Raw genomic sequence first — 23,446 nt, 5'->3', positions numbered from 1 at the left:
GATCCGGCTCACGACGCGACGACGCTCGCCGCCCGGAACGTATCGCCGGGCATTGCCCGGTGCAGCCGCCAGGTGATCGCGATCGGCTTGCTGCCCTGGTGGGACACGTACTCGCAGGCGCCGAGGCAGAGGAACGGTGCGCCCTCGCCGATGTCGTCGGAGGGTGCGTCGCGGACGAACAGGACGACGTGGCTGCCCTGCGCGCGGTGCCCGAGGTAGCGGCGCCCGGTCCCGCTCTGTGGTGACGTCGCGTTCTGCGACTCCCAGTGGAACAGCTCCGGGGTCACGGCGAAGTCCCGGTACATGGTGGTGGGGGAGAAGTCGCGCTCGCTCTTGTGCAGGTTGACCAGCAGCGCGTCCACCCGGGGTACGTCCGCCCACACGACGCCGCTCGCGTGACCGGCCGCCTTGCGGCGCATCGAGGCCCAGTCGAGCCCGGCCAGGATCTCCTCGCGCCGGTAGTGGGCGTGGCTGCGCAGCGGGACGTGCTGCAGACCCTCGCCGAGCGGGCGCGGCAGGTGCCGTGCCCGGTCGAGGGTGTACGCCGTCAGCTCGCCGATCTCGGCGCACACCGCCGGATGCCGGCGCAGGTGGTCGAGGCCGTCCTGGTAGCCGTCGAACCCGCCGCGGTCGGGCCACAGCTGGAAGAACAACATCCTGGCCAGCCGCCGGTCCCGGTCGGTCAGCCGGGCGTAGGCGGGTCCGTCCGGGTCGGCGATCCGGGCGTAGACCTCGGCGCGCTCCGGGTCGTCGATGTGGGTGAGGGTGGCGAGACGGCGCAGCAGCGCGGTCTCGTCCGGGCCGGGCGCCGGGACGGTGAACCCGGCGTCGCGGCGCAGCGCGGCCCACGAACCCTTGCCGCGGTACACGTCGGACAGCTCCCCGCCGGACTTGCGCAGGTAGCGGCCCAGCGCGGTCTCGCCGTGCGCGCGGACGTCGGCGACCAGAGCTCGGCGGGGGAGCCGGACCCGGCTGCGGACGTTGTCGAGCACGATCTCGCGGGCGACCGCGTCGAGCACCATCGCCGAACCGGACGGCAGGAACGGGAAGCCCTCCTCGACGTCCCGCACGACACCGGACCGGCTGCTCCCGGTCAGCGCCCGGTAGCGGAGGTCGAAGCGGAACTCGCGGCGGTGCTGGCCGATGAAGTCGAGCACGGTCAGCACGGCCTTGCCCGGGGCGCGGCGCAGACCGCGGCCGAGCTGCTGCAGGAACACGGTCGCGCTCTGGGTGGGGCGCAGCAGCAGTACGGTGTCGACGCTCGGGACGTCCAGGCCCTCGTTGAACACGTCGACGGCGAACAGGCAGCCGAGCTCCCCGTCCCGCAGCCGGCGGAGCGCACTGTCCCGGTCGTCGGCCGTGGTCCGCCCGGTGACGGCCTCACTGGGGATCCCGGCCGCGGTGAACACCCGGGCCATGTACTCGGTGTGCGCGACCGAGACACAGAAGCCGAGCGCACGCATCGCGGTCACGTCGGCGACCTTCGCCCTCGTCTCCCGGATGATCTTGGCGGCCCTGGCGTCGTTGCCGGTGTAGATGCCGTCCAGCGACGTCACGTCGTAGCTGCCGCGCTTCCACTCGACGCCGCGCAGGTCGACGTCGTCGGCGATGCCGAAGTAGTGGAACGGCACCAGCAGGTCGGCGGCCAGCGCGTCCCACAGGCGCAGTTCGGCGGCGCTGCGGCCGTCGAAGAAGCGGTCCCGGACGTCGACGCCGTCGGACCGCTCCGGGGTCGCGGTGAGGCCGAGCAGCTCCGCGGGACGCAGGTGGTCGAGCAGCGCCCGGTAGGTCCGTGCCTGGGCGTGGTGGAACTCGTCGATGACGACGACGTCGAACCGGTCCGGCGGGATGTTGTGCACGCCGTACGCGGCCAGCGACTGGATGCTCGCGAACACGTGGTTCCAGCGCTGCGGCCGGGCCCCGCCGACGAACACCTCGCCGAACGCGCCGTCGGCCAGCACCGCCCGGTAGGTGCGCCGGGACTGCTCCAGGATCTCGGTGCGGTGCGCGACGAACAGTAGCCGGGGATGCCGCTCGCGCAGCCGCCGGTAGTCCAGCGCGGCGACGACGGTCTTGCCGGTCCCGGTCGCCGCGACGACGAGATTGCGGTGCCGGTCGTGCACCGTCCGCTCGGCGTCGAGCGCCTCGAGGATCTGCTCCTGGTGCGGATAGGGCCGCACCTCCAGGCCGGTCAGCGGCGTGCTGTCGGTGCGGTCCCGGCCCAGCGCGTCGGCGAGCCGCCGGGAGTCGGCGGGGATCGCCGGGTCGTAGGAGACGAAGTCCGCCGCGGACCAGTAGCTGTCGAACGTGGAGGTGAACTTGCGGATCAGGTCCGGTGTGGCGACCGAGGACAACCGCACGTTCCACTCCAGGCCGTCGACCAGCGCCGACCGGGACAGGTTCGAGCTGCCGACGAACGCGGTGTCGAAACCGGTGTCCCGGCGGAACAGCCACGCCTTGGCGTGCAGCCGGGTGGTCGCGCTCGCGTAGCTGATCTTGAGCTGGGCGCCGTGCCGGCGGACGAGCTCGTCGACCGCGCGCTGCTCGGTCGCGCCCATGTAGGTCGTCGTGATGACCCGGAACGGGACGCCCCGCTCGTGCAGCAGATCCAGTTCGCGCTCCAGCAACCGAATGCCGTGCCAGCGGATGAACGCACACAGCAGGTCCACCCGGTCGACGCTGGACAGCTCCGACTGCAGCGCCGTGTGCAGCGTCGGCTCCCCGGCGGCGTTGGTGAACAGCGCGGCCTCGGACAGCGGGGTGATCGGGGCCCGGACCTCCCAGTGCCCGACCGCCACCTCCCTGGTGAGCGCGATGAGCTGCTCGAGCTCCTCGTGGACGCTGTCCTCCGGCGCCCGTTCGGCGAGCTCGACCAGGCGGTTGACCAGCGCGACGCGCTGCTCCGGGGACCGGTCGGCGAGCGCCCGCTCGACCGCCGCGGCGACGTGCCGGGCCAGCACGCGGGGCTGCTCGGCGCTCCCGACCGGTGCCCAGCGGGGGTCGAGGCCGGACCCGGAGGCATCGAGCGCCGCGTCCAGAGCCGTGGTGCGCAGGCTCTCGTGGGCTCCGGCGCGCAGGGGTTCGGTCACGGTCGTCCCGTCGGTCGTCGTTCACGATCACCGACCAGGATGCCGCCCGGGACCGACAATTCGGGCCTGCCGCAGCGCGTCGCCGGCGGGCCGGCGTGTCGTGGGGCCCGTATGGGAGCGCCACGGCGAGAGATCGTCGTGGCGGGCCCGAGGGACCCGGGACGTACGGACCGCATGCCCTAGCATCGCTGTCGAGCCTGCGGCCCCGCACGTGGGCCTGCCGTCCCACGGCGCGATCAGCTCGGCGGTCGGCACCAGGAGGCGGTGGCCGCCGGCCACGCACCGCGACGGTGCTGGCCGCCCCGCCGGAGGCGATCAGTCCGGTCGGCGGGGGATCAGGCGCCCAGCTCGGCGCTGATCTCCTTCGCGATCCGCGTCAGCACCGGCACGACATGTCGTTCGACGTGCTCCGGGCTCGTGCGGCCGGTCGAGCTGGACGACGACAGCGCTGCGACGACCTGGCCGGTGTGGTCCCGGATCGGCGCGGACACCGCGATGAGCCCGCGCTCGCGTTCCTCAGAGACGAGTGACCAGCCCTGCTCGCGCACCCGAGCGAGCTCCGCGCGGAAGCGGCCGTGGTCGGTGATCGTGCGCGGGGTCAGCGGCGCCAGGCCCGGCTCGACGAGGTAGCGCTCGACGAAGTCGGACGGTGCTGCCGCGAGCAGCACCCGGCCCATGGAGGTCGCGTGTGCCGGTACCCGGGTCCCGGCGGTCGCGCTCACGTTCAGCACCCGCTTCGCGGGCACCCGGGCCAGGTAGACCACCTCGTCACCGTCCAGTGCGGACAGCGAGGCCGACTCCTGGGTCTCCTCGACCAGGCGGCTCATGTGTCGTTCGGACACCGCCACCACCGTGCTCGACGTGACGTAGTGCTGGCCGATGGTCAGCACCCGGGGCGTGAGCCGCCAGTGGCTGCCGGTCGTCGGCTCCACGTAACCGAGGTGCCGCAGGGTCAGCAGGATCCGGCGCACGGCCGGCCGGGACAGTCCGGTCGCGTGCGCGATCTCCATCAGGCTCGGGTTCCGGTGCTCGTCGTCGAAGGCCAGCAACACGGCGAAACCGCGTTCGATGCTCTGGATCCGGTCCCTGGGCCCGGTGTCGGCGTCGTCCACCTGCGCATCCTCCCGCATCGGCGTCTCGCCTCGATGTGCGGCACGGCGGGCGCCCGCGTCGAGGGTTGACGGATCGCCCGGAACCCGGCACCCTTGCTCGACGTACGCACAGCGTGCAATCTGCACGCAGTGCGTACATGGAGGTGAGTCAATGTCGATCGATCCTGCCGAGCTGCGCCGGTGCCTGGGACACTTCACCACCGGAGTCACGGTCATCAGCTGTCACGCCCCCGACGGTGCCGCGCACGGGGCGACGGTCAACGCGTTCACGGCGGTGTCCCTCGATCCGCCGCTGGTACTGGTGTCCCTGGGCCGTCGCTCCCGGCTGTGCGGGGTGATCGAATCGCGGCCGTTCACGGTCAACGTCCTCGAGTCCGCGCAGAAGGAACTGGCGCTGCATTTCGCCGGCCGACCGAACCAGGAGGTTCGCTGGGCCACGGACAGCGACTGCGGTGCGCCACGGCTCGCCGGGACCCTCGCGCACATCTCCTGTACGCCGTGGCGGGCCTACGACGGTGGCGACCACGTCCTCTACCTGGGCGAGGTCCAGCAGTTCCATATCCATGGGGGGCGGCCGCTGCTGTTCCACTCCGGGCAGTTCCATCACCTGGGTGGCGACCACAACCCGTTGCTCTGGGACGACTCGGCCGACGGGCCGGACGGGGGAGTCTCGTTCCTCGCGGCCCGGCCCACCGCGGGCCGGTCCTGATCGCCCACCCGGCCCGACCGTTCATCCACCTTCACAGACGACGGAGTCGACGATGACCCTGCAGCAGGACCACACCGCGGTACCGACCGGCACGAACGGCAGGAACGGCGCGGTCACCCGGCCGCTGACCGGTGAGGAGTACATCGAGAGCCTGCGCGACGGCCGCGAGATCTACCTCCACGGGGAGAAGGTCGACGACGTCACCACCCACCCCGCGTTCCGCAACGCGGTCCGGATGACGGCCCGCCTCTACGACTCGTTGCACGATCCGGACAAGCGGGACGTGCTCACGGTCCCGACCGACACCGGCAGCGGCGGCGTCACACATCCCTACTTCCGGGCGCCGCGTTCGATCGAGGACATGCGGAAGGACCAGGCGGCGATCGCCGAGTGGGCCCGGATGACCTACGGCTTCATGGGGCGCAGCCCCGACTACAAGGCTGCGTTCCTCGGCACCCTCGGTGCCAACCCCGACTTCTGGGCACCGCACTCGGACAACGCCCAGCGTTGGTACCGCGAGTCCCAGGAGAAGGTTCTCTACTGGAACCACGCGATCGTCAACCCGCCGGTGGACCGGCACCGCGACCCGGACGACGTCTCCGACGTGTTCATGCACGTCGAGGAGGAGACCGACAACGGACTGATCGTCTCCGGTGCCAAGGTCGTGGCCACCGGGTCGGCGATCACCCACTTCAACTTCTTGGCCCACTACGGCCTGCCGATCAAGAAGCGGGAGTACGCCCTGGTCTGCACCGTCCCGATGGGTGCGCCCGGCATGAAGCTGATCTGCCGCTCGTCGTACTCGCACACGGCAGCGGTGACGGGGAGCCCGTTCGATCACCCGCTGTCGAGCCGGCTGGACGAGAACGACACGATCTTCGTCCTCGACCGGGTCCTCATCCCGTGGGAGAACGTCTTCGTCCACGGCGACACGGAGAAGGCGTCGAGCTTCGTCCCCGCATCGGGCTTCCTGCACCGCTTCACCTTCCAGGGCGTCACCCGGCTGGCGGTGAAGCTCGACTTCATCGCGGGTCTGTTGATGAAGGGTCTCGAGGTCACCGGCACCCAGGACTTCCGCGGCGTCCAGACCCGGGTCGGCGAGGTCATCGCCTGGCGCAACCTGTTCTGGGGCCTCTCGGACGGGATGATCGGCAACCCCGAGGAGTGGATCGACGGGACCCTGCTGCCCAGGCACGAGTACGGGATGGCCTACCGCTGGTTCATGACCGTCGGCTACCCGCGGGTCCGCGAGATCATCATGCAGGACCTGGGGTCCTCGCTGATCTACCTGCCCAGCCACGCCGCCGACTTCGCCTCCGCCCAGGTGCGGCCCTACCTGGACAAGTACGTGCGAGGGTCGAACGGCTACGACGCCGTCGACCGGGTCAAGCTGATGAAGCTGATCTGGGACTCGATCGGCTCGGAGTTCGGTGGCCGCCACGAGCTCTACGAACGCAACTACGCCGGCAACCACGAGGGCGTCCGCGCCGAGATGCTGATGGACGCCCAGATGTCCGGCGCAGCGGACGCGATGAAGGGCCTCGCCGACCAGTGTCTGGCCGAGTACGACCTCAAGGGCTGGACCGTCCCGGACCTGATCGGCAACGACGACGTGTCGATCTTCAGTCACCGCTGACAGCGGAGAGGAACCCACCATGACCACCACCCAGTCCTCACCCACCGCCGCCGGCTCCGGCAGCTCGGCCACCGAGGCGTTCCGGGCCGGACGGGCCCCGACGCCCGGTGCGCCTGCGGTCCCGCCCGAGCGGGTCTCCGCTGTCGTGTCGTCCCTGCTCGCGGGCATTCACCGGACGATCCGCACGGAGTCGGTGACCTACGACGAGTTCCAGGCGGCCAAGCAGTACCTGATCGACGTCGGGGAGGGCGGCGAGTGGCCGCTGCTGCTCGACGTCTTCGTCGAGCACGTCGTCGAGGAGGTGGCCGCCGCCGACCAGGACGGAACCAAGGGTTCCATCCTCGGCCCGTACTACCTGCCCGGCCAGGCCCGGTCGACCTCACCGGCGACGCTCCCGCAGCGCGCGGACGAGCCGGGCACCAGGCTGGTGTTCAGCGGGCAGGTCCGCGGCACCGATGGCGACCCGCTACCGGGCGCCGAGATCGACATCTGGCAGGCCGACGACCAGGGCTACTACTCCGGCTTCGCCCCGCACCTGCCCGACGGGAACCTGCGCGGTGTCGTCGTGGCCGACGGACAGGGCCGTTTCGAGATCCACACCATCGAGCCGGCGCCGTACCAGATCCCGACCGACGGCCCCACCGGCACGCTGATCGAAGCCGCGGGCTGGCACCCCTGGCGGCCCGCGCACCTGCACCTGCTCGTCCGCGCTCCCGGGTACCGGACCGTCACCACCCAGCTCTACTTCCGCGGCGGCGAGTGGCTCGACAGCGACGTCGCCTCGGCGACCAAGCCCGAGCTGGTCCTCGACCCGGTCGATGCCGGCGACGGGACCTGCACCGTCGAGTACGACTTCACGCTGGAACCGGCGTGACGGGCCGGTACCGGGGACGGTCGACGTCCGGCCCCGGTACCGGCCCGGCCGCCGTGCCCACCGTCCGTGAGAACGGAGAAGGTCCATGAGCGACATGCGGATCGACCAGGTCGAGACCGTGATCGTCGACATCCCGTTGCGTCGTGCCCATCGGTTCGCCCGGGCCGGCATGAACGCCCAGCCGGTGCTCTACGTGTTCGTCCGGACCGCCGGCGGCGTGACGGGCGTGGGGGAGGGCGTCGTCCCGGGCGGCCCGTGGTGGGGCGGCGAGTCCGTCGAGACCATGCAGCTGATCGTCGAGCGCTACCTCGGCCCGGTCCTGCTCGGTCGCGGGGTCGACGAGATCCCGATGATCCTGCGTGACATCGCGGACGTCGTGGCGGCGAACCTGTTCGCGAAGACGGCCGTCGAGGTGGCCCTGCACGACGCCTGGGCCCGGCACCTCGGCGTCCCGGTACACGTGCTGCTCGGTGGTGCCGCCCGCACCGCGGTGCCCGTCACCTGGGCGCTGGGGACCGAACCCGCTGACGCAGTCGTCGAGGAGGCCCTGGTCAAGCTCGACTCCGGGTTGCACAGCTCGTTCAAGCTCAAGATGGGCAAGCAGGACCCCGCCGACGACGTCACCCGGATCGTGAAGGTCGCCGAGAAGCTGGCCGGGGTGGCCGGCGTCCGGGTGGACATCAACGCCCGGTGGGATCGGCTGACCGCGCTGTCCCACCTGCCCGGACTGGCCGCGGCCGGCATCGAGATGATCGAGCAACCGCTCCCCGGCCACGACGTCGAGGGGATGGCGGCCGTCGCCGCCGCCCTGCCGATCCCGGTCATGGCCGACGAGAGCCTGCGTACCCCGGCCGACGCGATCCGGCTGGCGACGGCCGGTGCGGCCGGCATCTTCGCCGTCAAGACCACCAAGTCCGGTGGATTGCGGGCCGGGCGTGCGATCGCCGAGGTCGCGGCCGCGGCCGGGATCCCCTGCTACGCGGCGACCTCGATCGAGAGTCCGGTCGGTACGGCGGCGTCGCTGCACGCCGCCTGTGCGAGCCCCGCCACGCCCTGGGGAAGTGAGCTGTTCGGCCCGCTGCTGATGGCCGAGGAGATGCTCGTCGAACCCCTCGTCTACGACGCAGACGGACTGCACCTGCCCGATGGCCCCGGACTCGGTGTCGAGCTCGATCCCGCCAGGGTCCGCGCGTACCGGAGGAAGTGACCATGCTGTTCCACGTCCGGATGGATGTCGCCATCCCGCACGACCTCGATCCCGAACTGCGTACGGAGATCGTCACGACGGAGAAGACCCGCGCGCTGGAGCTGCAGCGCTCCGGGGTGTGGCCGCACCTGTGGCGGGTGGTCGGTGAGTACTCGAACATCAGCATCTTCGACGTCGGGTCGGGTGACGAGCTGCACGACCTGCTGTCGTCGCTGCCGCTGTTCCCGTACATGACGATCAAGGTCACCCCGCTGGCCACCCATCCCTCCGACCTGCAGGTGCAGCGGTGACCGCAGCGGAGCTGGAGCAGCGGGTCGTCCGGTTGGAGGCGCTCGAGGCGATCCGGGATCTGGACGCCCGGTACTGCCGGGCTCTCGACGACGGTGACTGGGCGACCCTGGTCTCGCTGTTCACCGTCGACGGTGAGTTCGTCGGGCTGTCCCGCGCCCAGGGCCATGATCGGCTCCGCGCCTTCTTCGCGGGGCTCGCCGACTCCGGACTCACCGCGTTCTGGCACCACGTGACCAACCTCGAGATCGAACTCGAGGGTCCGGACGTCGCCCGGGCACGGTCGTTCCTCTGGCAACCGTGCGTTCAGGACGGCGTTCCGCACATCGCGGCCGGTCGCTACACCGACCGGCTTCGCCGTGACGGCGGCGTCTGGCGCTACCTGAGCAAGCAGGTCTCGTTCGACTACTTCGTCCCGCTCGCCGACGGCTGGGACCACGGCCGGTTCACCGTCGCCGCGGCCGCCGCCACCTACCCGGGGAGACAGTTCGCATGACCACCGGCATCGCGCTGCACCACCGGATCGACGGCCCGTACGACGCGCCCGTACTGGTGCTCGGCCCGTCGCTGGGCACCGACCTGCACCTGTTCGACGCCCAGGTCGCCGCGTTCGCCGACCGGTTCCGGATCGTCCGTTACGACCTGCCCGGCCACGGCGGGAGCGCCGCTCCGGACGGCCCGCGCACGATGGCCGATCTCGCGGACGCCGTCGTCGCCCTGCTGGACCGGTTCGGCATCGAGCGCGCTCACCATGTCGGTGTGTCCATCGGCGGTGCGATCGCACTGCAACTCGCCCTCGACCACCCCGGCTGGGCAACGGGCCTCACCGTGATCGCGTCGGCGGCCCGTTTCGCCGATCCGGACAGCTGGCCGCAGCGGGCCGCCACGGTCCGGAAGGAGGGGACCGAGGCCATGCTCGACAGCCGCCCCGGTACCTGGTTCGTGCACTCGTTCGCCGGCACCGACGAGGCGGAACGGCTGCTGGGAATGCTGCGCGCGACCGGTGATGAGGGCTACGCCGCCTGCTGCGAGGCCATCGCCGGCTTCGACGTGCGAGGGCGGCTCCCCGAGATCGGCGTCCCCGTTCTCGCCGTGGCCGGAGCCGAGGATCCGGCGACTCCGCCGGAGATGGTCCGGGTGATCGCCGACGGCGTCCGGGACGGCCGTTTCGAGATCGTCGACGGCGCCGCGCACCTGCTCAACGTGGAGAAGCCCGAGCAGCTCAACGCCCTGCTCGGCGCGCAGCTCGCAGCGTCCGGGGCGCGGCGCGCGGGGTGAGCCGGCCCGGTCCGTGGCACCGGCCCCCTGGGGAACCGGCCGCCGGCGCAACCGCGTTCCGCAGCGCCGAGGCGATGGCCAGGTCCTCCCACGCCATCCGGCCGATGGCAACACCCGCCGCCCGTCACGACGGACCGGTGGATCCCCGGCCGGTACGGCATGCAGCGGGTTGACGTCGGCGAGCGCCCGGAGACCGGCGCGTCGCGGATGTCGGCCGCCTCCCGCAGCGTGGCGGCCTGCGGTCCGGTGCCGAACAGCGTCAGGGCCGCGGGCTCAGCCGGGCGAACCGGCGTCGTCCCACCCGGCGAGGATCGCGTCGATACCGGCCATCGCGGCGGGGCCCGGCTGCGGATCCGTCTCGGTGCGGGAGAACCGTGGCGCCGGCGCCGCCTGCGGCCCGGCCGCGGAGTCGACGACGGTCCGGCGTGCGGCCATGTGCGGATCGGCCGTGACCTCGGCGAAGCTCAGCACCGGCGTGACGCAGGCGTCGGTGCCGGTGAAGGTGGCCGTCCATTCGTCACGGGTCCGGGAGCGGAAGGCCTCGGCGATCGTGGCCCTGGTCTCCGGCCACGACCGGGCGTCGAGCTGCGGACCGAGCCCGGCGGGGTCGATGCCGAGGCCGTGCAGCAGTTGCGCGTAGAACCGGGCCTCGATCGCCCCGACGGCGACGAACCGTCCGTCGGCGCAGGTGTAGGTGTCGTAGAACGGTGCGCCACCGTCGATGAGGTTGCCGCCGGGGACGTCGTTCCACAGCCCCTGGCCGCGCATCGCCCACACCGTCTGCAGCAGCAGGCTGGTGCCGTCGACCATTGCGGCGTCGACGACCTGGCCCCGGCCGGAGGTACCGGCCTCGACGAGTGCGGCGAGGACCCCGGTGACCAGTAGCATCGAGCCGCCGCCGAAGTCGCCGACCAGGCTCAGCGGTGGCACCGGCCGTTCACCACCGCCGCGACCGATGGCGTGCAGTGCACCGGTCAGCGCGATGTAGTTGATGTCGTGCCCGGCCTGCCGGGCCAGCGGCCCGTCCTGTCCCCAGCCGGTCATCCGGCCGTACACCAGTCTCGGGTTGGTCGCCCGGCAGTCCTTCGGCCCCACCCCGAGCCGCTCGGCGACCCCTGGGCGGTAGCCCTCGACGAGCACGTCCGCCCGTGCGCAGAGCGCGAGTACCGCGTCGCGTCCGGCGGTGCCCTTCAGATCTACGGTGACCCTGCTGCGGCCCCGCAGGACCGGATCGATGTCCGGGTCGAGGAACGGCCGGTCATCCGGCGCCTCGACCCGGACCACGTCGGCGCCCAGATCGGCCAGCACCATCGCGGCGTGCGGGCCGGGACCGATGCCTGCGAGCTCGACGACCCGGGTCCCGGCGAGGGGGCCGCGGCGGACGCCCACGTCAGCCGCCCTGCCGCAGCAGGAAGCGTTGGATCTTGCCGCTCGGGGTCTTCGGCAGCCCGTCGACGACGTGCACGGCTCGTGGGTAGGCGTGCCTGGCGTACCGGTCCTTGACCAGCTGCTGCAGCTCGCGCTCGAGATCCGGTGTGGCCTCGGCGCCCGGTGCGAGCACGACGTGGGCCTCCAGCACCTCGCCGCGCAGCTCGTCCGGCCGCCCGACGACCGCGGCCTCGGCCACCGCTGGGTGCCCGAGCAGGACGGTCTCCACCTCGAAGGGCCCGATCCGGTAGCCGGCCATGATGATCACGTCGTCGTCCCGCGCCGAGAACCGGAAGAAGCCGTCCTCGTCCTGGGTGGCGGTGTCGCCGGTCAGGTACCAGCGACCGTCGTCGCTGAACCGGGACGTCCCGGACGCCCGGGCGTAGCCACCGAAGGTGGCCAGCGGGCTGTTCGCCGTGTCCACCGCGACCTGGCCGACCGTTCCGGCCGGTGCGGGGGTGGTGCCGCCGTCGGCGAGCACGGCGGCGCTCCAGCCGGGGAGCGGCCGGCCCATCGACCCCGCGCGGATCGGCTCGCGCACGGTGTCCGCCCAGCCGTTGCCGATGATCATGCCCTGCTCGGTCTGACCGTAGTGGTCCCGCACGGTCACGCCGAGCACCGGCCCGGTCCAGGCCGGGATGTCCGGGGTGAGGGGCTCGCCGGCTGACGACAGACACCGCAGCGCGAGGCTGGACGGGACCGGATGGTCGGCCCCCTTGAGACTGCGGTAGACCGTCGGTGCGGCGGCGAAGTTGGTGACCTCGAACCGTTCGAGGACGCCCCAGGTGGTCACCGGGTCGAAGGCGGCGTGCAGCAGGAGGCTGCGGCGCCGTGCGGCGAGCGGGCCGAGCACCGCGTAGAACAGGCCGTAGGCCCAGCCGGGGTCGGCGGCGTTCCAGTAGACGTCGTCGTCACGCAGGTCGAGCCCGAACTCCAGGTAGCCCAGGACGGCCGCGAGCGCCCGCACCGGGACCTGCACGGCCTTGGGTGCGCCCGTGGTGCCGGAGGTGAACAGCTCGATCAGCACACCGTCCGGCCCGAGGGCTGCGGGCGGGTCTCCGGCACCGTCGTGCCGGGCCAGGAGCTCGTGGAAGTCGTCGTGACCGTGCCCGCCGGCCCCGGCGACGACCACCCGCGTGCCCGGCAACCCGTCGAGCTTGCCGCACTGGTCGGCGTCGGCGACGACGACCTTCGCCCCGCTGGAACCGACCCGCAGCTCGATGGCCTGCGGTGCGAACGCGGTGAACAGAGGGACGTGGATCGCACCGCGACGCCAGATCCCCAGGAGGGCCACGACGAGCTCGGCGGAGCGGCCCATCAGTACCGCGACTGCGTCGCCGGGTCCGACGCCCAGCCCGGCCAGGCCCGCCGCGAACCTCGTGGACTCCGCCCGCAGCTCACCGTAGGTGATGTCCCGCGAGCTCAGGTCGGGCTCGATGACGGTGAACGCCACGGAGTCTGCGGGATGGCTGTCACAGAGAAGATCGGCCGCGGACGAGCCGGGGCGGGTGAAGCGGTGGACGAGTTCGTCCACGCGGGTGCGCGGGTCGGTCATCGGCTGTCGCCCTCCGGGCGCTCGGGAATCGGGTCGGGGGTGCCGCCAGGCGGGGCGGCACGGGACGTCGACGCACGGATCACGGCGGCCCCGGCGGGATCGACGAGCCCGTCGTGGAGTACCCGGTTGTGGGCGTGGGCGAGGTGGTGCAGCCCGAACGCCGCCTCGATCGCGGAGCGCTGCCCCTGTAGGTCCAGGCCCTGGTTGATCGCGCGCTTGGCCAGCCGGATCCCGAACGGCGGCCGCTGCGCGATCCGTGCCGCGAGGTCGAGCGTCGCCGCCTCGAGCTCGTCGGGCCGGACGACCTCGTTCACCATGCCGATCGTCTGTGCCTCGCTGGCAGTGATCGCCTCGCCGGTGAACAGGAGCTGCTTCGCTCGGCGTGCACCGAGCTCCCACAGGTGGGTGAAGTACTCGGCGCCATTGACGTCGAAGGCGCCGACCGGATCGGCGAAGGTCGCGTCGTCGGCGGCGACCACCAGGTCGCACGGCCAGACCAGCATCAGCCCGCCGGCGATGACCCGGCCCTGGACCTGCGCGATCACCGGCCGGGGGAGGTCCCGCCAGCGCAGGCAGAGCCCGGCGAACAGCTCCTCCTCGGTCGCGAACCAGCCCTCGGCGCCCGGTGCGGTGAACCCGCCGGTGAGCGTCCGGGGTGACGCCCCGGTCATGTCCCAGGTCTCGGTCAGATCGTGCCCGGAGGAGAAGTCCGGGCCATCCGCGGCCAGGACGATCACCCGGGTGTCCGGGTCGCCGACCGCGCGGGCGTAGGCGTCGTCGAGTGCGTGCAGCATCTCGCGGTTCTGGGCGTTGCGGGTGTTCGGCCGGGCCAGCACGATCCGCACGACGTGTGGGAGCGGTCGCTCGTACCGGATCGGCCCGCCGGTGTCGGGCTGCGCCGCGGTCACAGCCGGTACGCCTTCGCGATGATCTCCCGCTGCATCTCGCTGGTCCCCGCGAAGACGGTCGAGACGATGTTGCGTCGCAGGTGCTGTTCCATGTCGTACTCGGTGGTGTAGCCCGCCCCGCCCATCATCTGCATCCCTTCGATGCTGATCCGCTTCGCGGTCTCGGTGACCTTGAGCTTCGCCATGGACGCCTCCCGGGACAGCGCTCCGCCCGGGTTCTCGTCGACCTTGCGGGCCACGTCGTAGACGAGCAGCGAGCAGCACTCGAGCTCGGTGGCGAGATCGGCGACGCGGTGCTTGATCGTCTGGAAGGACCCGATCGGACGGCCGAACTGTTCCCGGGTGCCGACGTAGTCCAGCGCGTCGTCGAAGGCCGCTCCGGCATTGCCGAGGAAGATCGCGGCGCACAGCACCCGCTCGAAGTTCAGCCCGGCCATGAGCTGTCGCCAGGCGCCGCCCTCGGTTCCGACCAGGGCGTCGGCCGGGACCACCGCGTCGGTGAAGTACAGGTCGTTGACTTCGCGGCCACCCAGCGTCTCGATCGGACGGATCGACAGGCCGGGCGTGTCCGTGGGGACCAGCAGCATGGATATGCCCTCGTGCTTGTCGCCCGTGGGTTCGGTGCGGCAGACCAGCAGGATCTTCTCCGCGTAGTGCGCGCAGGAGATCCACGTCTTCTGGCCGTTGATCCGGTAGCCGCCCTCGACCGGCTCGGCACGGCAGGTCAGCGAGCCGACGTCGGACCCCGAGTCGGGCTCGCTCATCGCCACCGAGAACACGTCGCCGCGGCAGAAGCCACCGACGATCTCCGCGCGCTGGGCGTCGGTGCCGAACTCCTGCACCGTCCGGGCGACGATCATGGAGATCCCCAGCCCGAACACCGGGACCTTGCCGTGGGCGAGTTCCTCGAGCAGGTGGCACGCGTCGGTGACGCCGCCGCCCGCGCCGCCCCACTCGGGATCCATGGCGACGCCGCTCCAGCCCAGCTCGGCGAGCGTGCGGTTGACGGCCTGGTTGTGAGCCTCGGTCCCGCCGTTGGTCAGGGCAGCGCGCTGCTCGCGCGTGCCGCATTCGCGCCGGGCGAAGGTCCGGACGGCCTCGATGAAGTGCTTCCGGTCGTCGACGGCAGGTCTGGCGCTCATGGTCTCTCCTAACGCGTTCTGGCTCGATCAAATCATCATGGACATACTTGACACAAGATGATGCTGCCTGCTGATATGATCGCGCTGTTGCTCAGATCATAATAATGTTGATGGACAATCGATCGAATCCGGCCCGCTGTCCAGCAGGTTCGGCGACGGTCGGCGCAGGGAGGACCGGGCTATGAAGGTGCGCAGGGTCGTGATGGGGTCCGACACGGCAGGGCGGACGGCCGTCCTGGACGACGGGCCCGTCGAGCCCACCACGGTCGCGCTGCTGCCGGGCGTGGAGATCGTGCGGGTCTGGGAGAGCGATGGGGCGGCCCTGCCGGTGACCGACGCGTCGGCCGGTGACCACAAGGCGACGTTCTTCCCCCCGCACCCGGGGCTGCGGTTCGGGCTCCTGTCCGTCCCGCCGGGGATCACCTACGTCCCGGACGAGTCGACGGACCTGGCGGTGGCCGCCGCGGAGATCGAGCAGAAGCTGCCCGGTGCGGCTGCGACATTCGCGTTCCCTGAGCAGCCGGGTGCGCACGTCACACAGACGGTCGACTACATCGTCGTCGTCGCCGGCGCGGGTGTCCTGCGGTTCGACGACGTCGAGGTGCGGGTGTCACACGGCGACACGCTGATCCAGAACGGCACCCCGCACGCCTGGTTCAACGACGGCACGGAACCCTTCGTCGTCGCCTTTGCCCTCTGCGGCGCCACGCAGTCCTGATCCCGATCCGACGACACCGGAGGCGGCCGACGATGCCCGTACCGAAGCTCTCCTGCGCCTTCTACACCGGCGCCGCGACCCCCGACCACATCGAGCTCGCTGAGCAGCTCGGCTACACCCGGGCCTGGGTCTACGACTCTCCCGCCCTCTGCCTCGATCCCTGGATCGCCCTCGCCCGGGCCGCCGACCGCACCGACCGGATCGGGCTGGCGACCGGGGTGGCGGTCCCCAGGCTGCGGCACCTGATGGCCACGGCGTCCGCGATCGCGACCATCGAGTCGATCGCACCCGGGCGGTTCACCCTCGGCGTAGGTACCGGGTTCACCGGCCTGCGCGCGCTGGGGCACAAGCCGATGAAGTGGGCCGACGTGGCCGAGTACGTCGCCGCGCTCAGGGCGTTGCTGCGCGGCGAGGCGGTCCGATGGGAGGGCCGCAGCATGCAACTCATGCATGCGACCGGGTACCTGCCCCCGCTGCCCGTCGAGTTCGACGTGTACATGGCGGCCGAGGGTCCGAAGGGGATCGCGGCGGCCCGCGAGCACGCCGACGGGATCCTGACCGTGAACGCCGACCCGGGATCGGGCTGGGCGAACGCCGCGCGCTGGGCGCTGGGGACCGTGCTCGACGAGGGCGAGAGCGTCACCTCCGACCGGGTGTGGCTCGCCGCGGGGCACGCGGCCGCGGTGATCTACCACCTGTACTACGAGGCGGGTTACGACCTGGCCGCCCTGCCCAACGGCCCGGACTGGGGAAAGGTGATCGACGGGTTGACCGAGGACGAGCGCCACGTCCTGCTGCACAAGGGGCACCTGATGGAGGTCTCCGAGCACGACGACCGGATGATCCCCCGGGAGACGGTCGAGGCGCTGACCTTCACCGGCACGGCGGACACGTTGCGGGCCCGCCTCGCGGAGCTGGCGGATTCCGGCGTGACCGAGGTGGTCTTCCAGCCCGCCGGCCCGGACATCCCGCGCGAGCTGGAGGCCTTCTCCCGCCTGGCGCCGGCCGCCGTCGCTGCGGGCTGAGCGGGAGGCAACGGGACGATGTACCTGACGCAGGGACTGCACCGGGCCGCCCAGCGTGCCCCCGAGCGGATCGCGACGATCCACTCCGACCGGATCCGCACGTTCGCCGAGAGCACCGACCGGATCGCCCGCCTCGCCGGCGCGCTGCGAGGCCTCGGCGTCCGCGACGGGGCGCGGGTGGCGATGATGTCGCTGAACTCCGACCGCTATCTCGAGTACCTGTGGGCGACCTGCTGGGCGGACGGCGTGATCAACACCGTCAACATCCGGTGGAGCCCGACCGAGATCGCGGACTCGCTCAACGACTGCGACACCCGGGTCCTGTTCGTCGACGACACCTTCCTGTCCGTCGTCGACGACCTGCGTGGGGCCTGTCCGCAACTGGAGCACGTGGTCCACTGCGGGGACGGGCCGGTACCGGACGGAACCCACGCCTACGAGGACCTGATCGCCGCCCACGAGCCGGTGGCGGACTCCCGGCGCGGCGGCGACGCCGCCGCCGCGATCTTCTACACCGGTGGCACGACCGGCCGGGCCAAAGGCGTCGTGCTCAGCCACGCCAACCTGCTCACGTCCGCCTACGGGTGCATGGCGACAACCCGGTTCGTGACGCCCGGCGGATCGATGCTGCATGCGGCCCCGATGTTCCACCTCGGTGACCTGGCCGGCTGGGTGGCCCAGGGTGTCGCCGGCAACACCCAGGTCGTGATCCCGCAGTTCGGTCCCGTCGAGTTCCTGGAGACCGTGGAGCGGCACCGGGTCACCGACGTCCTGCTCGTCGCGACCATGGCCCAGATGGTGATCGACCACCCGCGTGCCGCCGACGCCGACCTCACCAGCCTGCGCCGGATGATCTACGGCGCGGCGCCCATCTCCGACGCCGTGCTGGAGCGGCTGATGGCCAGGTTGCCGCAGATCGAGCTGGTGCAGACTTACGGGATGACCGAGCTGTCCCCGGTGGCGACGATCCTCCCGCCCGAGGACCACCGGCCGGGGTCGCCCCGGCTGCGCTCGGCCGGGCGGGTGACCGCGCACAGTGAGCTGCGCGTGGTCGATCCCGAGGGGAACGCGGTCCCCACCGGCGGTGTCGGTGAGGTCCTCGTGCGGGGCGGGCACGTGATGTGCGGCTACCGGGACCGGCCCGAGGAGACGCGCGAGGCGCTGCGGGACGGGTGGATGCACACCGGCGACGGCGGCAGGCTCGACGAGGACGGTTATCTGTACCTTGTCGACCGGATCAAGGACATGATCATCACTGGCGGGGAGAACGTGTACTCCACCGAGGTGGAGAACGTCCTCGCCGCCCATCCGGCCGTCGCCACCTGTGCAGTCGTCGGCGTCCCGGACGACACCTACGGCGAGCGGGTGCACGCCGTGGTCGTCCTGCGTCCCGGCAGCACGGTCGCCGACGGCGAGCTGCGGGAGTTCGCGAAGACGCGGATCGCCGGGTACAAGGCGCCACGGTCGGTGTCGTTCGCCGATGCGCTGCCGTTGTCGGCCGCCGGTAAGGTCCTCAAGCGCGAACTGCGAGCCCAGCTCACCGACGGAAGTGCCGAGGTCCCCGCTTAGTGTCCCGACACGACCTTGCCTCCGCGTCGGGGGCGGCCCCCGATGGCGCCGCACCCCGACGTCGACCCCGGGACCGGCGCGAGCACGTGGCCCGGCACGCCCGCATCCTGTTCGCCGAGCGGGGGTTCCACGCGGTCCGGATGGAGGACATCGCCGGAGCCGTGGGCGTCACCGCCCGCGCGCTCTACCGGCATTTCCCGAACAAGCACGCCCTGCTGGCGCACGTCTCCGTCACCGGGCAGGACGCCTACTTCACGGCGCTGCACGCCGATCCGGGATGGGACGATCTGGTCGGCCGGATCGTCCGGATGAACCTCGACGACCCGACACACGCCCTGCTGTGGCAGCGCGAGGCACGCCACCTCGACGAGGCTGAACGCCGATCCGTCCAGCGGCGCGTCGTCGAGATCGCCCGGGGGGTCGAGGCCGTCCTCACCGCGGACCGGGACGATCGCGGCAGCCGGGCCGACACGGAGCCCCTCGCCTGGGCGGTGCTCGCCGTCGCCGCAAGTCAGGGGCAGAGTCTTGTCGCCGACACCCGTCCGCTGCACGACGACGAGCTGCTCACCGCCGCGGTCCGCGACATCGGCCGGCTGCCCCTCCCCGGTCCGGACGACCTGGGCCCGCAGCCGTACCGCCGGGATCCGGAGCTGACCTCCCGGCGGGAACGGCTGCTGCACCACGCGGCGGCGCTGTTCCGCACGCGCGGCTACCTCGGCGTCACGCTCGAGGAGATCGGCGAGCGGGCCGGTATCCACGGGCCGAGCATCTACCACCACTTCCCGAGCAAGATGGCTATCCTCGCCGCGCTGCTCGGCAGGCTCGACGAATGGGTCACCCTCGGCCTGCTCGACGCGCACGGGCGCGGGAGCGATCCGGCGCACGTGCTCAGGCTGTTCGGCGAGTTCTACGTTGGACTGGCTCTGCGTTTCCCGGACCTGGTCTCGGTGGCGCTGACCGAGTCGATCCATCTCGCCGACTCCGATCGTGACGGGCGAGACCGGGACGGCCTGCTGGCCGGTTGGACGCAGCTCCTTCGGGCGGCCCGGCCGGAGCTGGACCAGGCCGCGGCCGCCACCCTGGTCCGGGCGGCAAGGGCGGGGGTCGACGACCTCGTCCGGATCCCGCACCTGCGCCGGGCCGGGATCGGCGCGCAGCTGGTCGAGATCACCCGTGTCGTGCTCGCCGCGGAACTGCAGCGGGCCCCCGTCCCGGCGCCGCCGCAGGGAGTTCCACCGGCGGACCACGGTTCCGCACACCGGTAGCCGTCGGCGCCGCCGACCTGCTCGGGGTACTGGCCGTCGCGGCGGCGAACCTGGTCGTCCTCGGGCGCACCGCCGACGACGTGCTCCGCGACCCGGCGCAGCTGCGGCCCGGCACAGGTAGTGATCGTGCCCGGATCGCTGGTTGAGGTCGGTCGCGTCCGGGACACCGGCCGGCAGCCAGGATCCCGGCGGCAGGGGACCCGGCGGGGGACGGCGGTCTCCCAGGTCTCCGGCGCGGAGCTGCCGTGGGAGCGGACGTTGCCCGCCGAGTCCGGGCCCACCGACTACTCGGTGAGCGCTGCCGGCGGGTCGGGTGAGATCTCCTGCCGGATCCTCGTCGAGGGTGCGGTCATCTCCGAGGAGTCGGCGGAGGGTGACTTCTCGGCGGTGTCGTGCAGCGGGAATCGCTGACGGCCGGCGGCAACGGTGCACCGGGTCGGGGCCACGTCACTCGCGAGGTCGGCTCCGCACCGATCGAGGCGATGTCCCCAGCCGGCTGCGTCGCTGCTACCGCATGCCGATGCGATTCCCGGTCGGAAATCCGGTATCCCCTAGCGGGTGACGGTCGTTTCACCAGGACCGCATCGCACACGGCAAGTGTGACCCGGGGCGGATCGGCAGGGCGTGGCGCCCGCGGCACGGCCCGGCGCACGAACCGACATCAGTACGAGGAGACGTACGCCCGTGCCCGACATCGAAGAGACGAGTGGGACACTCGTCGCCGCCGGTTCCGGACGCTCGATCCGGGAGCTCGGTGGCACGATCGTGGACAGCGGTCTCGCGGGTGTCAGTCGTGCCGGTGGTGCCGTCCAGGCGAAGGCGGACAAGTGGCGCGCGGCCGAGCCCGACGACCGGCCGGAGGACCGACCCTGATCGCGTCGCCCGCTCGGCACCCGATCACCGGACGGCAGGTCTCCCACCGCGCCGGCCGCCCGGCTCACCGCCCGCGCAGCGCGCGGCGCATCAGCTTGCCGGTGGCCGTCCGCGGCAGGGACGTGACGATCTCGACCTCCCGCGGGTACTTGTAGGCGGCCATCTGCCGCCGGCAGTACTCGATCAGCTCGACCTCGGTCGCGCCGGTGCCCGGCTGCAGGGCCACGTAGGCGCGGGTGGACTGGCCCCGGTAGTCGTCGGCGATGGCGACGACGGCGGCCTCGCGGACCGCCGGATGCTGGGTGAGCACCTGCTCGACCTCGTGCGGCCACACCTTGTAGCCGGCGGCGTTGATCAGGTCGGTGCTGCGGTCGACGACGTAGAACCAGCCGTCGGGATCCATCAGGCCGACGTCGCCGGTCCGCATCCCGGCAGCGGTGAACACCTCGGCGGTCTCGTCGGGCCGCCGCCAGTAGCCGGGCGCGATCTGCGGCCCGGACGTCATCAGCTCGCCGATCTCGCCCACCGGCACCGGCCGCCCCTCGTCCAGCACGGTCACCGCGGTGTCGAAGACCGGCAGCCCGACCGACAGCACCCCGGTGTCCGGGTGGACCGGGGCGCGGAGCCCGGGCGGGACCATGTGCGTCGGCGACGACGACTCGGTCTGTCCGTAGACGTTGTGCAGGTAGCCGCCGAGCTCGGCCTCGATCCGGTCGGCGACCTCGGGCGGGAGCGGGGACCCGCCGCACAGGCGCAGGCGCAGCGAGGCGAGATCGGCGGGGCCGGTCCCCGGCTCGTCGGCGAGGGCGATGTAGGCGGTCACCGCGGCGACCGTGAAGGCCGGCCGGTGCGCGCGGACGGCGTCGAGCACGACGCCCGGGTGGAAGCGGTGGGTCAGCACCAGCGGCGAGCGGAGCACGAACGCCAGGAGCACCGCGCCGACCAGGCCGGTGACGTGGAACAGCGGCGCCGTCGCCAGGATCGGCTCGCCGGGGCGCAGGCCGGTCCAGTCCCGGTAGGTCTGGGCGTTGTGGGCGAGCGAGCCGTGGGTCAGCATGGCGGCCTTCGGGGCGCCGGTCGTGCCGGACGACGGGGCGAGCACCGCGACCTCGTCCGGCCGCGGCGGGACGAGAACCGGCGGGGATCCGGCGTACGAGGCGACCAGCGCGCCGAGATCGAGGGTGTCACCGGGGCGGCGCGCGACGGCGCCGTCGAACAGCCGGCCGTCCGGCTGCGGCTGACCGTCCAGCGGGGAGGCGGTGATCACCGTGTGCACGGTGTTCCCGGGGCGGGCCAGCACGGCGCGGATCACCTCCTCGTAGAGGTCGTCGAGCGCCAGCAGCGCGGTCGGCGCGTAGTCCGCCACGGCGAACTCCAGCTCGCGCTGCTTGCTCATCGGGCTGACCAGCGCGGCCACCCCGCCGGCCTTCCACGCGCCGAGGAGCCCGATCACGAACGCCGGGTCGTTCTGCAGGCACAGCGCGAGGCGGTCGCCGGGGGCGAACCCGCGGGCGACCAGCAGCGCGGCCACGGCGTCGGAGGCGTGATCGAGCTCGGACCAGCTGAGGGTGGTGCCGAAGTAGCGGATCGCCGCGGCGCCGGGCGCGGCCCGCACCGCGGCGGCGAACGCGGCCGCCGGCGAGTCGTGCTCGCGGCGCAGCGTCCGCGGCAGCCCCTGCGGGTACCTGGCCAGCCAGGGACGCCGCTCGTAGACGCTCACCGTCCACGACCGGAGGGCGGATCGACCGGGCCGGGTCGCACGGCCCGCAGTGTACGACGGGGACCACCCGTATGCTGTTCAGCATGCCTGAACCGTCGGCGGGGGGCGGCTCGGTCCGAGCCGCCCGCCGGCGTGCCGGGATCACGCTCCGCCGGCTGGCCGCCGAGCTGGGCGTCAGCGTCGGGACCATGAGCGCGATCGAGAACGACAAGGTCGGGCTCACGATCGAACGCCTGCAGCAGATCGCCCGCTGCCTGGACGTGCCCGCGGCGCGGCTGCTCGAGGCACCGCCCCCCGACGACGGGACCGGCCGCGCCGCGCCACCGGAGGCGCCGGGCGCCGGGCAGTGGCGGGTCTTCGCCCCGCTCGAGCTCGATCCGGTGCTCAGCTCGGCGGTCGAGGTCCTCAACGAGACCGGGTACCACGGCGCCACCATGCGGGTGATCGCCACCGGCGCCGACATCAGCGTCCCCGGCCTGTACCACCACTACCCGAGCAAGCAGCGGCTGCTGGTGGCGCTGCTCGAGATCGCCCTGCAGGACCTCGAGTGGCGGGTCGCCGCCGCCGGCCGGGAGACCGCGGATCCGGCCGGGCGGTTCGCCGCCATGGTGGAGGCGCTCGCGCTGTTCCACTCCGAGCGCGCCGAGCTCGCCTCGCTCGTGCTGTCGGAGCTGCGCAGCGTCGAGGAACCGAACCGTGAGCGGCTGGTGGCCCTGCAGCGCCGGGTGCCGGACCTGCTGGAGCAGGCGGCCGCGGTCGCGGTCCGGCTCGGCCGGTTCACCGCGGCCGACGTGCGGACCACGACCAGGGCGATCACGACGATGTGCCTGGCGCTGCCGTACTGGTTCCCGGGGTCCCCGGAGGCCGCCGCGACCGGGCCGGCCGAGCTCGCCCGCCGCTACGCCTCGCTCGCGCTGGACATGATGCGGCACGTCCCGCCGACCCCCTCCGAAGTTCAGCTCAGCTGAACCGGTCGTCCCGACCGGTTGCAGCGCAGGGCACCCCCTCCGGGCCCGTCCGGGTCATTCTGCCGCTGGTCGGGTGTCGCTC

Annotated in this window: 21 protein-coding genes; 14 read left to right on the top strand and 7 right to left on the bottom strand. The window is 72.2% G+C overall.

Annotation, left to right across the window (positions count from 1 at the left end; translation table 11 throughout):
* Positions 1 to 8 precede the first annotated feature (8 nt).
* Together ABZ881_RS23940 and ABZ881_RS23935 are read right to left on the bottom strand one after the other, a co-directional pair.
* On the bottom strand, positions 9 to 3,089 hold the full coding sequence (locus ABZ881_RS23940) for a DUF3427 domain-containing protein (RefSeq protein ID WP_358487775.1): 3,081 nt from the start codon (positions 3,087 to 3,089) through the stop codon (positions 9 to 11).
* 335 nt (positions 3,090 to 3,424) lie between these two features.
* On the bottom strand, positions 3,425 to 4,201 hold the full coding sequence (locus ABZ881_RS23935) for an IclR family transcriptional regulator C-terminal domain-containing protein (protein WP_358487774.1): 777 nt from the start codon (positions 4,199 to 4,201) through the stop codon (positions 3,425 to 3,427).
* Positions 4,202 to 4,352: 151 nt separating this feature from the next.
* On the opposite strand from ABZ881_RS23935, the gene ABZ881_RS23930 reads away from it, so the two are divergent.
* From ABZ881_RS23930 to pcaD, 7 genes are all read left to right on the top strand, one after another.
* Positions 4,353 to 4,910: a flavin reductase family protein gene (locus ABZ881_RS23930; protein WP_358487773.1), complete on the top strand. Its 558-nt coding sequence runs from the start codon at positions 4,353 to 4,355 to the stop codon at positions 4,908 to 4,910.
* 52 nt (positions 4,911 to 4,962) lie between these two features.
* Positions 4,963 to 6,546: a 4-hydroxyphenylacetate 3-hydroxylase N-terminal domain-containing protein gene (locus tag ABZ881_RS23925; RefSeq protein WP_358487772.1), complete on the top strand. Its 1,584-nt coding sequence runs from the start codon at positions 4,963 to 4,965 to the stop codon at positions 6,544 to 6,546.
* 19 nt (positions 6,547 to 6,565) lie between these two features.
* Positions 6,566 to 7,420 carry a catechol 1,2-dioxygenase gene (catA, locus tag ABZ881_RS23920; RefSeq protein ID WP_358487770.1) on the top strand — a complete coding sequence of 285 codons (855 nt, stop codon included), beginning with the start codon at positions 6,566 to 6,568 and terminating at the stop codon, positions 7,418 to 7,420.
* 85 nt (positions 7,421 to 7,505) lie between these two features.
* Positions 7,506 to 8,627 (top strand): muconate/chloromuconate family cycloisomerase, encoded by a 1,122-nt coding sequence (locus ABZ881_RS23915; protein ID WP_358487769.1) that lies wholly within the window; start codon positions 7,506 to 7,508, stop codon positions 8,625 to 8,627.
* A gap of 2 nt (positions 8,628 to 8,629) precedes the next feature.
* The gene (gene catC / locus ABZ881_RS23910; RefSeq protein WP_358487767.1) at positions 8,630 to 8,917 is read left to right on the top strand and encodes a muconolactone Delta-isomerase; all 288 of its coding nucleotides are present in this window, start codon (positions 8,630 to 8,632) and stop codon (positions 8,915 to 8,917) included.
* Complete coding sequence (locus tag ABZ881_RS23905) at positions 8,914 to 9,411, top strand: nuclear transport factor 2 family protein (RefSeq protein ID WP_358487766.1); 498 nt, start codon at positions 8,914 to 8,916, stop codon at positions 9,409 to 9,411. Before catC ends, ABZ881_RS23905 begins: the two co-directional genes overlap by 4 nt.
* Positions 9,408 to 10,193: a 3-oxoadipate enol-lactonase gene (pcaD, locus tag ABZ881_RS23900; RefSeq protein ID WP_358487764.1), complete on the top strand. Its 786-nt coding sequence runs from the start codon at positions 9,408 to 9,410 to the stop codon at positions 10,191 to 10,193. Before ABZ881_RS23905 ends, pcaD begins: the two co-directional genes overlap by 4 nt.
* 273 nt (positions 10,194 to 10,466) lie before the next feature.
* On the opposite strand, the gene ABZ881_RS23895 is transcribed toward pcaD, so the two are convergent.
* From ABZ881_RS23895 to ABZ881_RS23880, 4 genes are read right to left on the bottom strand one after another with little or no spacing between them, the layout of a single operon-like run.
* Entirely contained in the window at positions 10,467 to 11,582 is a 1,116-nt protein-coding gene (locus ABZ881_RS23895; RefSeq protein ID WP_358487763.1) for a CaiB/BaiF CoA-transferase family protein, read from the bottom strand.
* A 1-nt stretch (position 11,583) separates the two neighbouring features.
* On the bottom strand, positions 11,584 to 13,176 hold the full coding sequence (locus tag ABZ881_RS23890; protein ID WP_358487762.1) for an AMP-binding protein: 1,593 nt from the start codon (positions 13,174 to 13,176) through the stop codon (positions 11,584 to 11,586).
* Positions 13,173 to 14,084 (bottom strand): enoyl-CoA hydratase, encoded by a 912-nt coding sequence (locus ABZ881_RS23885; RefSeq protein WP_358487760.1) that lies wholly within the window; start codon positions 14,082 to 14,084, stop codon positions 13,173 to 13,175. The genes ABZ881_RS23890 and ABZ881_RS23885 overlap by 4 nt, the downstream gene beginning before the upstream one ends.
* Positions 14,081 to 15,226, bottom strand: a complete 1,146-nt coding sequence (locus ABZ881_RS23880; RefSeq protein ID WP_358487759.1) for an acyl-CoA dehydrogenase family protein — start codon at positions 15,224 to 15,226, stop codon at positions 14,081 to 14,083. The genes ABZ881_RS23885 and ABZ881_RS23880 overlap by 4 nt, the downstream gene beginning before the upstream one ends.
* Before the next feature lie 181 nt (positions 15,227 to 15,407).
* Here ABZ881_RS23880 and ABZ881_RS23875 point away from each other — a divergent pair, with 181 nt between their 5' ends.
* The 6 genes from ABZ881_RS23875 to ABZ881_RS23850 all read left to right on the top strand — a co-directional run bounded on the left by ABZ881_RS23875 (position 15,408) and on the right by ABZ881_RS23850 (position 20,676).
* On the top strand, positions 15,408 to 15,944 hold the full coding sequence (locus tag ABZ881_RS23875) for a cupin domain-containing protein (RefSeq protein WP_358487758.1): 537 nt from the start codon (positions 15,408 to 15,410) through the stop codon (positions 15,942 to 15,944).
* A 32-nt stretch (positions 15,945 to 15,976) separates the two neighbouring features.
* Complete coding sequence (locus ABZ881_RS23870) at positions 15,977 to 16,969, top strand: LLM class flavin-dependent oxidoreductase (protein WP_358487756.1); 993 nt, start codon at positions 15,977 to 15,979, stop codon at positions 16,967 to 16,969.
* Between the two features lie 18 nt (positions 16,970 to 16,987).
* On the top strand, positions 16,988 to 18,538 hold the full coding sequence (locus tag ABZ881_RS23865; protein WP_358487755.1) for a long-chain-fatty-acid--CoA ligase: 1,551 nt from the start codon (positions 16,988 to 16,990) through the stop codon (positions 18,536 to 18,538).
* Positions 18,539 to 18,624: 86 nt separating this feature from the next.
* Entirely contained in the window at positions 18,625 to 19,803 is a 1,179-nt protein-coding gene (locus ABZ881_RS23860; RefSeq protein WP_358487754.1) for a helix-turn-helix domain-containing protein, read from the top strand.
* 126 nt (positions 19,804 to 19,929) lie between these two features.
* Complete coding sequence (locus tag ABZ881_RS23855) at positions 19,930 to 20,214, top strand: MmpS family transport accessory protein (protein ID WP_358487752.1); 285 nt, start codon at positions 19,930 to 19,932, stop codon at positions 20,212 to 20,214.
* Positions 20,215 to 20,487: 273 nt separating this feature from the next.
* The gene (locus tag ABZ881_RS23850) at positions 20,488 to 20,676 is read left to right on the top strand and encodes a hypothetical protein (protein WP_358487751.1); all 189 of its coding nucleotides are present in this window, start codon (positions 20,488 to 20,490) and stop codon (positions 20,674 to 20,676) included.
* Between the two features lie 64 nt (positions 20,677 to 20,740).
* Here the strand turns inward: ABZ881_RS23850 and ABZ881_RS23845 are convergent, their stop codons facing one another.
* Positions 20,741 to 22,396 carry an AMP-binding protein gene (locus tag ABZ881_RS23845; protein ID WP_358487749.1) on the bottom strand — a complete coding sequence of 552 codons (1,656 nt, stop codon included), beginning with the start codon at positions 22,394 to 22,396 and terminating at the stop codon, positions 20,741 to 20,743.
* A gap of 83 nt (positions 22,397 to 22,479) precedes the next feature.
* Here ABZ881_RS23845 and ABZ881_RS23840 point away from each other — a divergent pair, with 83 nt between their 5' ends.
* Complete coding sequence (locus tag ABZ881_RS23840) at positions 22,480 to 23,364, top strand: TetR family transcriptional regulator (RefSeq protein WP_358487748.1); 885 nt, start codon at positions 22,480 to 22,482, stop codon at positions 23,362 to 23,364.
* Positions 23,365 to 23,446 lie beyond the last annotated feature (82 nt).

The sequence above is a fragment of the Pseudonocardia sp. NPDC046786 genome, from assembly GCF_040645415.1.
GTDB lineage: Bacteria > Actinomycetota > Actinomycetes > Mycobacteriales > Pseudonocardiaceae > Pseudonocardia > Pseudonocardia kongjuensis.
This window is presented reverse-complemented; position numbering and strand designations above follow the sequence as displayed.

Excerpts from the sequence above, each read along its gene's own strand:
- ABZ881_RS23930 (WP_358487773.1), top strand. The coding sequence starts at position 4,353 with ATGTCGATCGATCCTGCCGAGCTGCGCCGGTGCCTGGGACACTTCACC.
- ABZ881_RS23925 (WP_358487772.1), top strand. The coding sequence starts at position 4,963 with ATGACCCTGCAGCAGGACCACACCGCGGTACCGACCGGCACGAACGGC.
- catA (WP_358487770.1), top strand. The coding sequence starts at position 6,566 with ATGACCACCACCCAGTCCTCACCCACCGCCGCCGGCTCCGGCAGCTCG.
- ABZ881_RS23915 (WP_358487769.1), top strand. The coding sequence starts at position 7,506 with ATGAGCGACATGCGGATCGACCAGGTCGAGACCGTGATCGTCGACATC.
- catC (WP_358487767.1), top strand. The coding sequence starts at position 8,630 with ATGCTGTTCCACGTCCGGATGGATGTCGCCATCCCGCACGACCTCGAT.
- pcaD (WP_358487764.1), top strand. The coding sequence starts at position 9,408 with ATGACCACCGGCATCGCGCTGCACCACCGGATCGACGGCCCGTACGAC.
- ABZ881_RS23890 (WP_358487762.1), bottom strand. The coding sequence starts at position 13,176 with ATGACCGACCCGCGCACCCGCGTGGACGAACTCGTCCACCGCTTCACC.
- ABZ881_RS23880 (WP_358487759.1), bottom strand. The coding sequence starts at position 15,226 with ATGAGCGCCAGACCTGCCGTCGACGACCGGAAGCACTTCATCGAGGCC.
- ABZ881_RS23875 (WP_358487758.1), top strand. The coding sequence starts at position 15,408 with ATGAAGGTGCGCAGGGTCGTGATGGGGTCCGACACGGCAGGGCGGACG.
- ABZ881_RS23870 (WP_358487756.1), top strand. The coding sequence starts at position 15,977 with ATGCCCGTACCGAAGCTCTCCTGCGCCTTCTACACCGGCGCCGCGACC.
- ABZ881_RS23865 (WP_358487755.1), top strand. The coding sequence starts at position 16,988 with ATGTACCTGACGCAGGGACTGCACCGGGCCGCCCAGCGTGCCCCCGAG.
- ABZ881_RS23840 (WP_358487748.1), top strand. The coding sequence starts at position 22,480 with ATGCCTGAACCGTCGGCGGGGGGCGGCTCGGTCCGAGCCGCCCGCCGG.